Below are 11,949 nucleotides of genomic sequence, written 5' to 3' on the forward strand. Positions count from 1 at the left end.
GGTTAGCGGCCCATCGAAAAGCGAAAATTGGAAAGATACGACTCGTAGAGCCGGATCGGCTCGACAGAGTCAGGCAGCCTGCGCGCGACGGATTGAAAGCGTCGGTCGTCGTCGGTGACGATAAATGCGATGCGCAGCCCGTCGCAGGCATCGACCGCGTCGCAGAACTCCGCCGAGCGGTCCAGGTCGACCAGCAGCCCATACGTCTCGGCGACGGCCCAGCCCTGATCCGGCAGCGCATCAATCCGGCTTCCCTCCGCGCCCGCACGCATCCAGAGGAGCGGCGCTATGCGCTGAAAGGCGAGGTTGTGATGTACCGCGACCGGCGTCTCGTAGGTCAGCGTGAAGAACTCGGCGTTCTCTTCGAAGCCCTCGGCCATCGGGAACTCGTCGGTGAACTTGTAGTCGCCGTTGATGTCTTCGCCCTCGGGTGTCTTGCCTGTGATCGCGGCTCTGATCCGGGGCTTCGTGATGTAGTCGCAGATGCCCCACTTCTCCCAATCGGGATCGCCAGGACGAAGGCCCGACTTCCGGAGCGCCGCCTGCTCGTCAGCAGCGACCTCGTTGTTGGTGACCGAGATGCACTGGCGTCTGCCACCATCCTGGCGGTTGAGGCGCATGACGGCATGGGCCGTGGTGCCGGAGCCGCTGAAGAAATCTAGGACAATGGCATCGGGCCTATCGCTGATGAAGAAGCGGAGACTATCTTCGACTGCGAACAACGATTTTGCGAATGGGAATTTTCTTTTTGGTAGAATGCGATTTAGCAGACCTGCGCCACCAGTGCTGGCATCATGCGATTTCTTCGTCCAAACGGTTCGCGGCGTCGGCAGCGATTCCAATGAGCCACCATCGAGATCAAGGATTACTACCCCATTTTCGTCCTTGCCTAACGTTGGAATGAGGCCGTCGACCACTGCTTTGGCCTTTTTTGCCTTCATATACTGAATTCGCCACTGATCCGTCTTACTGTTGAAAGATCCTACCCGCACGGTGCCTTGTTGCCGTGCCTTCTTTAGGCCAGCGGGCGATAGCTGCCAGAAGCCTTCCGTCAGATCATCCTTGATCGGCCATACAGCAACCAGGCCATCTGGTGGGACAACGAGACTTCTATCCTCTTCTAGAGCCAGCGGCTTGCCAATCTCTACGATTGCCTGCCGTTCCGGATCGATAAATATCGGATAGAACTGATTCGGCCTTTGGGAGCGCACCACGCCAATTCCGCGTCGAACCATTCCTTCCCACAAGTCAGATTCAGACAGGCCTTTGCTTGGCTTGACAGTAGAATTCTCAAGCATGCTGTCAGAGTTACGCTTTACTTCTGCATTCCCGATGAAAACAAAAGGGGGTGTCCACAAACCGTGTTGGTGCGCTTCGTGATCTTTTGAAATGGCTTATATCTCTCCGCTTTGCCCGCGGAGGATGCCCTTGCTACACCACGACTTTCGCCGTTTTCTCAACGCCCTCGACCGCCTGAACCCGGCCCAGATCGAAGATGCCCAAACGAAGATCCGGGATCTCCGGAGAAAGACGGAAGCAATCTCAGAGATCGAAGCACGGACAAACCGAGAACACAAGTGCCCATTCTGCGCCGACGAGCGGCGCCAGAAGTGGGGCCGCACACGAACCAAGATCCAGCGCTACCGATGCTCCGGCTGCAAGAAGACCTATTCCGGCCGCACCGGCAGCGCACTTGGCCGCATTCATCGCCCGGACCTGTTCATGGTGGCGCTGCGGGATATGCTGGGCACCTCCGCACCGAAGTCGGTGCGCAAGCTCGCCAAGCAGCTCGACGTCAACAAATACACGGTCTGGCGCTGGCGGATGCTCGTATTCTCGATCATCGGGAACAACAGCGTAGCGGCGAGTTTCTCGGGAATCATCGAGGCGGACGAGACCTACCAGCGGGAGTCGCGCAAGGGTTCGCGTGAATGGGTTCGTCACTTCGCAGATCCGAAGAATGTCGCGGCGCCACCCCGTCCCAGGTGGGAGGATTACACGACGAAAGGGCTGAAGATGATGCGGGGACTCTCAAGATGGCAGCTCCCCATTCTCACGGTCGCTGACCGAGGCGGCGCGCGCCTCTTCCGGCGCCTTCCTAACCGCAAGGGCGTGACGCTCGAGCGCGCAATGAAGCCGCTGGTGCCCGGCGATGCGGTGCTCTGCTCGGATGGTGCCAATGGCTATATGAACCTGGCGGCTGCATTCGGCTTGGAACACTTCGTGGTCGGCAGCAAGCCAGGCACGCGCGTGGCCGCAGGATGCTATCACATCCAGAACGTGAACTCGCTCCATGCTCGCTACAAGAGGTTCATCAAGCCCTTCTGCGGACCGGCTACGAAGAACCTGTCCGGCTACATCCGTTGGCTGGAGGTGCGGTTAGCGGGGATACGACCCGCGGACGTGATCAGGGTGTCGTAGAAGAATCCGACCTGACGCAACCGAAAAGTCGACCATGGCATTTTTGCGTTGGCCTGTCGGTGCCCATTTCCAACCAATGTCAGATGATCGAAATCTGTGGACGAAGCTTCGCTGGCTGTTCGTGCTTACGCTCGGAGCCCTCTGTGTCGTGGTTGTCTCCGGCGGAGTCTTTATCGCCGTGGCGCACGCGCGCTACGCTCTCGTCCAGGCCACATCGCTCGCGATAGAAGCACCCGAGCAGGTCTCCGCCGGCGAGACCTTTACGGTCAGCATCCGAGCGACCGGCTTCCCGTTCGGAGCAGGGATAGACCTGTATGTCGGAAGCGTTCGAGACCGCGAGGGTATTCATCCCATCGGCCGCGGATGGAACGATTTCCGCCTGGTCGCTCCAGCCGAGCCGGGGCACTACGATCTGAGGGCAAGCCTCTATGCAGAGGCAGAGGGAAACCCCGAGGTCTGCGCTATCATAACCGCAACCCAGACCATATGGATGCCTCCTGCAAAAATCTGCCTTTCCGGAGCTCTCGATGTGGCCCGTGGACGGATCGAGGTAGTAAGCGATACCTGAGTTCCGAGTTCCACCCAACACGGTTTGCGGACACCCCCAAACAAAATAGATGTACTCATCAACCCTTGAAAACTCTTTGGTCCTAGATGTTCCGCCAGGCTTGATGACGGTCGTGATCATTTGGATCTTTGCGTCCGGAAATGTCTGCTCCAAGAGAAGGCCCAGTCGTAAAACCTCCTTCTCGTCGATTGTCACAATCAGAATGCTTGATTCTGGATTGAGGAGGATAGAAGCAATCCTCAACCGCCTCTCCATAAATGCAAGCCATTTAGAGTGACGATAAAGATCTTCGTTTTCAACGTAATCGTTGTTGTATTTCCAGTCGCGGGCACCTGTGTTGTAGGGTGGGTCGATGTAGATTGCATCGACCTTTCCGCGGTGCGTATAGGTCAGCGCCTCAAGGACATGGAAGTTCTCGCCATTGATCACGGTGTGGTAGGGCTTGTCGCCGCCGCGCTCCACCTTCCCGGTGCTGACCAGCCCCGGATAGATGTAGTCGCGAAACTCCGCGACCACGACCAGGTCATCGGTTGCGACATCGGCCGTCTCGGGCTCTGCGGCGTCGATCAGCGAGACATGCGCGGTGCGCTTGCCGTCGGTTTCGTCGATGCGGAGCACCTTCCACAACCGCGGGTCGCCCTTGGCCGTGGACCCGCGCGGCGGCAGGATGCGCACCTTGTCCCCCCGGCGGATCGGCCGACCTGGCAGTTCCACGCTCTCGGGCCGGTGCCGTTCGAAGTTGAGACCGAAAGCGCGCCGTGACGCCAGCGCCTTGAATTCACGCTCCAATTCGTCTCCGAGAGCTCGATCCTTCGCCTTCGCCCGTGCGATCAGATCCGTCAGTCGCGACACGCTGAAACCTCTTCTATCTCAATACTTGCTGAACAGGATGCCCAACTCGCGCCCGAACGCCACCCGGTCCGTGGCGCCCCGACGCGCGGCGACACTTGGGCGGGCTGGCCCAAGATCGGACAAGGCTGGAGGGGTCGCGCGCATGGCGGTCATCGTGGTCGCTCTCATTTCACAGCAGGCGGCGGCATTGCCGGACGCCCCGGATTTGAGCTGACATTCCCGCCGTTTACGCCTGTAGACTAAGCTGCGCCGCCCTCCTTCCGCAAGTCGAATGGCCAGACGAAGCCGCTCCGGAACCGATGAGGTCGCGCATTTTGGCTTCCCTTGGGTTTTCACGGCTACAGGGGAAGCGCATCCTGGCGCGTGTCGTCCACCCTCAGGACGCCCAGCAGCTGCCAGGTCTGCGGGCGTTTCGCCATGTTCCCCACGCAAAAGAGCATGCCCTTCTTCGGGTACTCGTCGTTGAACGTTGTGCTCATCCACTCGAGCGCTGCACGCTCTGTCCCCTCGCGACGTTTTCCAAAGAAGAACATGGCATGGGCCTCCCAGTCGCCGTTCGCATAATCGTGCGGACCAGTGCCGTCCTCGAACTTGAAGCGGAACTCGTAGGGGCTTGGCTCCAACGCCTTCAGTTCTTCGTCGAAGAAATCGCCCTGGCTTGCGGCCTGCCGATAAGTCTCGCGCTCTGCCTCAATCTGCTCAGACGATTTTGCCTTGTAGTAGAAGCGCGTGTTTCTCGGCCGGATCAAAGCCAGGGATCTACCAGCTTCAGCGGCTTCCGACACAGACTTCGACACGAGTGGATCAAGGAAGGCGGCTCGATCTTTGCGCGGCATGCAACCGTCCCGCTTGATCGATTCTTCGGCGACATGGCAGCTTTCGCTACGATTGTCGCGTGTCGGTCTGCGATACTTGAAATTCACCCAATTCCAACGCTTGAAGGCAGACTCATCGGAAAGCTGGCGGAATCGCACTGGATAAAGCCGCTTGAACTCGCCGCGGGCAGTCACCCCGGCGCAGCAGACCGTTTCCCCGTGAGAGGTACTACGCTGCGGTAGCGCCTTCACCAGAATGGAAACGCGGCAGTTTTGCAGCGTTACGGACATAGCGATCAGGATCGTCAGCGAACAGATTGAAAATGTCGAATCCGACGCCTTCCGAAATCTCGTGCGCGACAATCGTCCTGTGACACGTTTCCGGATCGCGCTCGAAACAGAGGAGGCAGGTCGGCGCCGCCTGCACCGTGTCGGCGAGGTCGCGCAATGCGTCTTGTGCTGGCTCGGTCTGGATGTGGGCACCATAGATCGACCGGAACAGGTCGAACTCGCCGGCACGCGCTGCATCCCGGCCTGGCTTGGGGTCTCCGAGGGAGACGAAATGGAAATACTCGATGCCCTCTTCGGCGAGGCGCGCCGCGAGCTTCTTTTTCGAGAACCCCGCCTTGCGGGAGACGGGGACCGCACGGACGTCAGCCAACTGCCGCACACCGGCCGCCTTCAGCGTTCTGACGAACCGATTAATGTCGGTGCCCTCGTAGCCAACTGTGAAGAGTACGCTCATGCCTGCCTCGTTTTTCGCACCGTAACACGGGGACTCCGGCGCGTGAATCCCTTGATTCACTTGGGATTGTCGCAGTGACCATCGGATGACAACACCTTCCTCTGCTCTGACCAACCAGTCGGCAATGGCTTGCGCAGCATCTCGAGCGACAAGTTGCCGGGCTGGCGCCCGTCGAGGATCGCTTCCACCAGGTCCGGGGCGAGAGACGCCAGCCGGAGCGTGCGGGTCAGGTACGGCGCAGCGATGCGCTCATGTTCTGCGAGATCGGCTATAGTGGCGAACTCGCCCGTCTCCAGCATCCGCTTCCAGCGGAACGCGCGGGCCAGCGCCTTGACGAGCGTGTTGTCGGTCCGCCGCGATTGCGTGGCGCCTTCTGGCAACTGCATCTCCTTCCGCCCGCCGCGCTTCATGATACGGAACGGGACATGGAGCGTCACAGTCTCCGGGATCGGCGTGCTGCGGTTCATGCGGCCGCCTCGATGCCGTTGGCCAGCATCTCGCGCGCGAGGCCGCCGAGGCCGTCGACGCGCAGGCGCACGTTGAGCCCGTCCACGCCGATGTCGACCCGCTCCACCAACAGCGCCACGATGCGGGCCTGCTCTGCCGGGAAGAGTTCGTCCCACAGCGGGTCAAGCCGCTGCAGGGCCGTGCGCGCATCGGCCTCGGTGATATCGTCGGCATGGGCGCGTGCCGCCTTCCACGTGCCCGCCACGATCTCGGGCTGGCGGAACACGGGCCGGAGCTGGTTGATAACGGCCGCTTCGATCTCGCCCGCGGGCACTCGTCCGACCGGACAGGCTCCCGCGCCATGCTTCAGCACCGTCTGGCTGACATAGTAGCGGTAGAGCCTGTCGCCCTTTCGGGTATGCGTCGGCGAGAAGGCCGCTCCATCCGGCCCGAACAGCAGCCCTTTCAGGAGCGCCGGCGTCTCGGCTCGGGTCCGCATCGCCCGCTTGCGGGGACTTTCTTGCAGGATAGCGTGGACGCGGTCCCACGTTTCGCGATCGATGATCGCGTCATGCTCTCCGGGATAGCTCTCGCCCTTGTGGACCGCTTCGCCGATATAGGCGCGGTTGTTCAGCATCCGGTAGAGGTACTTCTTGTCGATCCGGTTGCCCCGCGGCGTGCGAATGCCGCGTTTTGCGACCTCGCGCGCCAGCTCCGTTCCCGAGCCGATCTCGAGGAAGCGGGCGAAGATCCAGCGGACGTGTTCGGCGGCTTCGTCATCGACCACCAGTTTGCGGTTTTCCACCCGGTATCCGTAGGGCGGCACCCCGCCCATCCAAATTCCCTTCTTGCGGCTGGCGGCGACCTTGTCGCGGATGCGTTCAGCCGTGACCTCGCGTTCGAACTGGGCGAACGAGAGCAGGATGTTCAGTGTCAGCCGCCCCATGGACGTGGTGGTGTTGAACGATTGCGTAACCGAGACGAATGTCACGCCGTTCCGGTCGAAGACCTCGACCAGCTTGGCGAAGTCGGCGAGCGAGCGGCTCAGCCGGTCGATCTTGTAGACCACGACCACGTCGACGAGGCCGTCCTCGATGTCCTCCAGCAGCCGCTGCAGGCCGGGACGCTCCAGCGTGCCGCCGGAGATGCCGCCGTCGTCATACTGATCGCGGACGAGCACCCAGCCCTCCGAGCGCTGGCTGGCGATGTAGGCCTCGCAGGCCTCGCGCTGGGCGTGGAGCGAGTTGAACTCCTGTTCCAGCCCTTCCTCGGAGGATTTCCGGGTGTAGACCGCGCAGCGCAGCTTGCGGACGACCTTCGATTTATCCGGCGGCTTCGTCATGTCCGCCCCCTGTGGTTCTTCAGCCCGAAGAAGGTCCACCCGTTCCAACGCGTGCCGGTGATCGCGCGCGCGATTGCCGACAGCGACTTGTAGGGCCGCCCCTGCCATTCGAAGCCGTCGGTGGTGACGGTGACGACCTGTTCGACGCCCTGCCACTCGCGCAGCAGCCGCGTGCCGGTGATCGGGCGGTCACGGTCGGCGCGCATGCCGCGCTTCTTCCTGTCGCCGCCGTCCAGTTCCTCGCCGAGCCGTTCCAGCCGCCGGATCGTCTCGGGTTTCAGCCCGCCATAGGCGAGTTCCTGGATGCGGTAGGCCAAGCGGCTTTCCAGGTAGCGGCGATTGAACGGCGGCGGCTCGCTGTCGAACAGGTCGCGCCACTGCGCCTTCAATTCCGGCGTGGTCGCGGTCTTCAGCGCGGCCAGGCGCGCGGGGATGGGATCGGGCTTGTTCATGCATTTCTCCGGTGCGTTGGAGTTGCATGACGGCATTGGTCGAGCGGATAGTGTAGGCAACGTTCTCCACTATCGTCAAATACTTTGCCCATTTCCCGCATCCGCAACCGAACCAGCCCGAGCGCCAGCAGGCCGCACAGCTCAGCGCGGCGTTCTGCGGGCGTCATCTGGTCGGGCGGGAGGGGATTGGGGCGTTTCATGCGGGCCTCGGAGCAGTCGTCTCCTCTGGCCTCTACTCGTCGATGTCGGAAAGCGTCCCAGCCGATCCCGCAATGGTTGAAGAATCGGACGAAAGAACGTAGCAAGAACACTGGTTTTGCAGGAAAGGGATTCGTCGTGGCCGGCAATTTGAAGAAGTTCGTGAATCCCCGGTTCCTCAAGACCATTGATCTCGCCCTGATGAAGCCGCTGCTGGCGCGACACGAGGGCAAGTACAAGACCTTCTCTGTCGACCAGCTGGACCAGGAGGAGGAAGCGGCCCGCGAGGCGCTGGAGAAGCTGCTGACCGGCGCCGAGGACAGCTACCCCGAGGGGCTGCGCGGCGATCTGCACCGCATCGCGGAACTTGGCGATGCCCGCGGCCTCGAGATCATCCAGGCGCAGGCTGCCCGTCAGGGCGTCGATCTGTTCCCCGACATGAAGACCGGCGACGAGGACGCGCCGAACAAGGCGCATGATCCCAAGCACATCGCCGTCCGGGTCTTTCTGGAGCATCCCGACCTGTTCGACGCGGCCGCCGACCACATGGCGATGCTCACCGCCGACCGCCTGCATGAATATGCCGGGCGGGAACGTGGCGTTGCGATCGATCTGACGGAGGAGAAGGTCGAAGCGTTTCGGACTGCCGTTGCCGCGCTCTTTCGTGACGCCTTTCTTGGGGATTTCTGCCGGGTGGGCGACTACGACGACGATGACGAGATCAACCTCGTGGTCAGCCACGGCTCCATGGTCTCGACCATGCCGGTCGTCGAGGGCCAGGTCGAGCGGGTCATCAGCGTTCGCCAGATTTCCCACGCCGTGCTGCGATACTCCGAGAACACCGGGATGTTGCGGCTGGCCCGCATCAGGAAGGCGCATCAGCCTGAGATCGCGGAACTCTTCGCCTCGATCATCCTCGACAGGCCCGGCTTCTTCGACGGCGACGATGCGCAGGACCTCTATACCCTGCGCCCGGTCGAACTGGCCGGACCGGGCTTTGCCTTTGATGCAGCCTACGATCCACTGATCGACAAGGTGCTGATCATCGAGGCGGCGGCCGACCTGATGGCGCCCGGCAAGAAGGGGTATCCCCGCGTGGTGCGCACGCTGCGGTCGCGGGATCTCGGCGGTGACGCGCTCCAGCATTTCGGCAGCACACCGGTCTCTTTCGGCGGCGCTTGGCGGCTGGGCGAGCTCGTGTTCCGGATCCTGTTCAAGGGCGACGGCAAGCGCCAGCCGCAGGTCACAGTCAAGCTGCGGCCCCCGGGCGTCGTGCAGTTCCGCCGCACCCAGCATGAGGCGCGGGTGATGAAGCTGATCGAACGGAACGGGCTGATGAATGACCGAGACGATTTTGAGGTTGTTGACGCGGCTGAGTGAGGCTGGCGACGACGCAATCCTGTCCGGCGAGCTTGCCGTGCCCTTCTTCGGTCCGGTCTTCGACCGGCTGCTGGCGAAACGTGTCCTCGTCGAACAGGCGCCGCTGGCCGATTGGGATGTCTGCGACGCCTGCGAATGCGGGCTCCCCTGTCGGCCGATCCGGAAAGCGGGCGATGGATATCGTGCTGAGTGCCCGCTCGACCGCCGGCAGGACATCGATCTCACCAAGGACGATTTGCGCGTGTTTCGCATCGGCGCTGACGCGCTGGCATCCGTGATCGGTGCTGCGGCAGGGTTCGCCGCAGCACCGAAACGCGCCGCGGAGAACGTCTGGCGGCTCGGCGATACGCCATCGGGAAGGGCGGTGTTTCTTGCGCTTCAGCCTGCAGCGCTGACCGGCGACGGCATGGCCACAATGTTGCGCCTGGCCGCGCAGGACTCGGACATTACAATCCTCGCACCGGAGTTGCCAGCGGGGGCTGTTCGGCGACATCACGATGCTGGCTTCCATCTGATCGAAACCCTCGCGGTGCTGGCGCCTGCCTCGAATGGCCACGGCGCCGCAATCGACGTCGCCGCGCTAGATCCCATTCCGCTGGCTCCCGTTCTACGGGTGCGAACGGCAACGGCCGAGGTTCAATGGGACGGTCGCTCCGTCATTCTGTCGCGTCAGATCTTCCCCGTGTTCGAGCGTCTGCTCGAGAAGGCGCTGTCGCGCGATCAGGTCGCCTCCGGATCCCATGTCGAAGGCACGACGGCGCGCGAGGCCAAGGATCTGATCCGTGAGCTGCGCGACGCGTTCAAGGCTGCCGGGTTCACCGATGCCGAGAGCAAGACCCTGATCATGACCGTGCGCAACCGGGGCTACCGGCTCGGCGTCCCCGCTCCGGATATCGTGGTTGACGGCTGAGACGCCAGCCCACTTCACTCTTCGAGTGGCAAAGATACCCCAATCTCAGCCAGCTTTAGCATCAGCGCTTTTCTCGATATCGGTGCATCATATCGCCACTCAAGGAGGCGGACGCTGTTCGCCTCCAGTAGCAGCCGCTTTCGCTCATCCCGAACCTGTGCGTTCTTGAAGCCTTCCTCGCCGCCAAACAGTGCGACCGGCTCGTAATGCTGCTGGCCTTGATACTCTACTGCCAAGTTTATGTCGGGAATGTATATGTCGATCGACTGACGGCCAAGAAACCAAGGACGCCATTGGTGCTTGGCGTTGGGCCAAATCGCACGGAAAAGGTCAAGAAGTGCGAGTTCGGAAATCCACCCGCTCGCACCGATCCCCGGTATAGATCGATCTCGGCGGAACGCGTCCTCTGCCAGCGCCATATGCCCTGCGAGCAGGCTCTCAACATTGGCGAAGCCAACGTCGATGTTTACTGAGAAGATGCGGCCGCGAGGCGCCGTAGAGTTGATGAACTGAGCCTGATATGCACGGTATGCTGGCCAGTCCGACGCGGGAGGCGGCACCGGGATCATCCCCCGGCCAAAGTCAGGGTCAAATCGAAGCAGTTTGGAAAGCACGGGCGGATCGTCCTGCAACTCCTGGTCAAAGTAGGCCACAAATGCCTCAAACTCGTCATGCAGGCGACCCGCGATGAGCGACGTCGTTGCATACTTGCGAGCGATCAGCCTCACATCATCAGCTCGAATTTCGCGATCTGTCAGGAATTTCAGATATATGACCTCGTCCAAAAGCGCCTCACGATCACGCCCTGGGATGGCCTCCACCAGATCCATGGCGTCAGAGAGTCGGTTCGCTTCCGTCAAGTTCAGAATTTGTTGCCACTTGGGGTCCGGATCCCACGGGGGCGCGTCCTTCACGTCCGGAAGGTCTTGTGGAAGCCCCTTGCCGTCGATGCCACGGAACTGATCGCCCAAAGCACGCGCCTGCCAGCTATATCCGCGCGCCTGGTTGTTGTCCTGCCAGACCCTTTCCAGCGGGGTTACCGCATTGCTGGCGCACTGGGGGTTTTTGCGCTCCGCATCAAAACCGGACTTCGCCGGATCACCAAACAGACCCGCTCCAATTGCCTCGACCAGCCGCTCGAACAGTCTGGTATCATCTTGCCGGGTTCCAACCGAGACGAGAACGCGACCGGTGCCGGAGGTTTGTCGAAAAACGAAGGCTGCGTGCGACGCGAGGTCATTGGCGCGCTGGCGTCGCGCCCCAGGCCCTTCCAGAAAATGGAGCCTGTGAGTTACTTCATCCGGAAAATCGGGATACACCAGCCGGATCGACGTAGTCGTCTTTGGTGCTCGCTTCTTTGGAGGTGGCTCGGGCCCATATTGATCCAACAGATCGCCGCAAAGAGATGACAGCGATGCGAAGTGAATCGCAGCGTTGCTTCCCGGCTCTCGTTTTGCAGCCAAGGTCGCGTAGAGCTTTTTCCACTTCGATAGATCCGCTCGATAGAACTCTCGGCTCATCCGGTTGGTGATCGAGAGCTCGTATAGTTTCGCATTCCTGCGGAATTCGTCGAGGCCGGGTTGTCCCTTGTCGACCGGCGGAGGCTTAAAGTTCATGCGTTCGATTTCCAGTTCAGCGCAAGCCGATGTTGCATCACCTGCGTGGCACTGTCGACAGGTAGGCCCCGAAGGCACATGCGCTCCAAGCGTGCTGCCCTTCGGCTGACGGCTGTGGGCTTTTACGGAGACCTGCACGAGAAATTGACGCTCAGGTCCGCAAGCCCCACCAAACCCCCACCTTTTTCCCACCCCGTTCCCAC

At 61.5% G+C, this 11,949-nt stretch carries 11 protein-coding genes; 3 read left to right on the plus strand and 8 right to left on the minus strand.

The genetic code is table 11. The features are described from left to right. Positions 1–2 precede the first annotated feature (2 nt). The gene (locus tag K1T73_RS06895) at positions 3–1,298 is read right to left on the minus strand and encodes a DNA methyltransferase (protein ID WP_220603198.1); all 1,296 of its coding nucleotides are present in this window, start codon (positions 1,296–1,298) and stop codon (positions 3–5) included. A gap of 130 nt (positions 1,299–1,428) precedes the next feature. Here K1T73_RS06895 and K1T73_RS06900 point away from each other — a divergent pair, with 130 nt between their 5' ends. Further along, positions 1,429–2,421: an IS1595 family transposase gene (locus K1T73_RS06900; RefSeq protein ID WP_220603199.1), complete on the plus strand. Its 993-nt coding sequence runs from the start codon at positions 1,429–1,431 to the stop codon at positions 2,419–2,421. A 79-nt stretch (positions 2,422–2,500) separates the two neighbouring features. On the opposite strand, the gene K1T73_RS06905 is transcribed toward K1T73_RS06900, so the two are convergent. From K1T73_RS06905 to K1T73_RS06930, 6 genes are all read right to left on the minus strand, one after another. After that, the gene (locus K1T73_RS06905) at positions 2,501–3,841 is read right to left on the minus strand and encodes a DNA methyltransferase (RefSeq protein ID WP_220603200.1); all 1,341 of its coding nucleotides are present in this window, start codon (positions 3,839–3,841) and stop codon (positions 2,501–2,503) included. Positions 3,842–4,179: 338 nt separating this feature from the next. After that, positions 4,180–4,947, minus strand: a complete 768-nt coding sequence (locus K1T73_RS06910) for a hypothetical protein (RefSeq protein WP_259400478.1) — start codon at positions 4,945–4,947, stop codon at positions 4,180–4,182. After that, positions 4,886–5,401 carry a DUF488 family protein gene (locus K1T73_RS06915; RefSeq protein ID WP_220603201.1) on the minus strand — a complete coding sequence of 172 codons (516 nt, stop codon included), beginning with the start codon at positions 5,399–5,401 and terminating at the stop codon, positions 4,886–4,888. The genes K1T73_RS06910 and K1T73_RS06915 overlap by 62 nt, the downstream gene beginning before the upstream one ends. A 56-nt stretch (positions 5,402–5,457) precedes the next feature. After that, positions 5,458–5,868: a hypothetical protein gene (locus K1T73_RS06920; RefSeq protein ID WP_220603202.1), complete on the minus strand. Its 411-nt coding sequence runs from the start codon at positions 5,866–5,868 to the stop codon at positions 5,458–5,460. Next, positions 5,865–7,190 (minus strand): recombinase family protein, encoded by a 1,326-nt coding sequence (locus K1T73_RS06925; RefSeq protein ID WP_220603203.1) that lies wholly within the window; start codon positions 7,188–7,190, stop codon positions 5,865–5,867. The genes K1T73_RS06920 and K1T73_RS06925 overlap by 4 nt, the downstream gene beginning before the upstream one ends. Continuing rightward, a complete protein-coding gene (locus K1T73_RS06930) occupies positions 7,187–7,642 on the minus strand; it encodes a DUF2924 domain-containing protein (protein ID WP_220603204.1) in 456 nt (151 codons plus the stop codon). The genes K1T73_RS06925 and K1T73_RS06930 overlap by 4 nt, the downstream gene beginning before the upstream one ends. A 198-nt stretch (positions 7,643–7,840) precedes the next feature. Between K1T73_RS06930 and K1T73_RS06935 the strand changes: the two genes are divergently transcribed. Both K1T73_RS06935 and K1T73_RS06940 read left to right on the plus strand, forming a co-directional pair. After that, positions 7,841–9,220 (plus strand): hypothetical protein, encoded by a 1,380-nt coding sequence (locus K1T73_RS06935; protein ID WP_220603205.1) that lies wholly within the window; start codon positions 7,841–7,843, stop codon positions 9,218–9,220. After that, on the plus strand, positions 9,180–10,130 hold the full coding sequence (locus K1T73_RS06940; protein WP_220603206.1) for a hypothetical protein: 951 nt from the start codon (positions 9,180–9,182) through the stop codon (positions 10,128–10,130). The genes K1T73_RS06935 and K1T73_RS06940 overlap by 41 nt, the downstream gene beginning before the upstream one ends. 14 nt (positions 10,131–10,144) lie before the next feature. On the opposite strand, the gene K1T73_RS06945 is transcribed toward K1T73_RS06940, so the two are convergent. Continuing rightward, the gene (locus tag K1T73_RS06945; protein ID WP_220603207.1) at positions 10,145–11,746 is read right to left on the minus strand and encodes a hypothetical protein; all 1,602 of its coding nucleotides are present in this window, start codon (positions 11,744–11,746) and stop codon (positions 10,145–10,147) included. Positions 11,747–11,949 lie beyond the last annotated feature (203 nt).

The sequence above is a fragment of the Roseovarius sp. SCSIO 43702 genome, assembly GCF_019599045.1.
Classification (GTDB): Bacteria; Pseudomonadota; Alphaproteobacteria; order Rhodobacterales; family Rhodobacteraceae; genus Roseovarius.

Excerpts from the sequence above, each read along its gene's own strand:
- K1T73_RS06940 (WP_220603206.1), top strand. The coding sequence starts at position 9,180 with ATGACCGAGACGATTTTGAGGTTGTTGACGCGGCTGAGTGAGGCTGGC.
- K1T73_RS06945 (WP_220603207.1), bottom strand. The coding sequence starts at position 11,746 with ATGAACTTTAAGCCTCCGCCGGTCGACAAGGGACAACCCGGCCTCGAC.
- K1T73_RS06935 (WP_220603205.1), top strand. The coding sequence starts at position 7,841 with ATGCGGGCCTCGGAGCAGTCGTCTCCTCTGGCCTCTACTCGTCGATGT.
- K1T73_RS06895 (WP_220603198.1), bottom strand. The coding sequence starts at position 1,298 with ATGCTTGAGAATTCTACTGTCAAGCCAAGCAAAGGCCTGTCTGAATCT.
- K1T73_RS06920 (WP_220603202.1), bottom strand. The coding sequence starts at position 5,868 with ATGAACCGCAGCACGCCGATCCCGGAGACTGTGACGCTCCATGTCCCG.
- K1T73_RS06925 (WP_220603203.1), bottom strand. The coding sequence starts at position 7,190 with ATGACGAAGCCGCCGGATAAATCGAAGGTCGTCCGCAAGCTGCGCTGC.
- K1T73_RS06910 (WP_259400478.1), bottom strand. The coding sequence starts at position 4,947 with ATGTCCGTAACGCTGCAAAACTGCCGCGTTTCCATTCTGGTGAAGGCG.
- K1T73_RS06930 (WP_220603204.1), bottom strand. The coding sequence starts at position 7,642 with ATGAACAAGCCCGATCCCATCCCCGCGCGCCTGGCCGCGCTGAAGACC.
- K1T73_RS06915 (WP_220603201.1), bottom strand. The coding sequence starts at position 5,401 with ATGAGCGTACTCTTCACAGTTGGCTACGAGGGCACCGACATTAATCGG.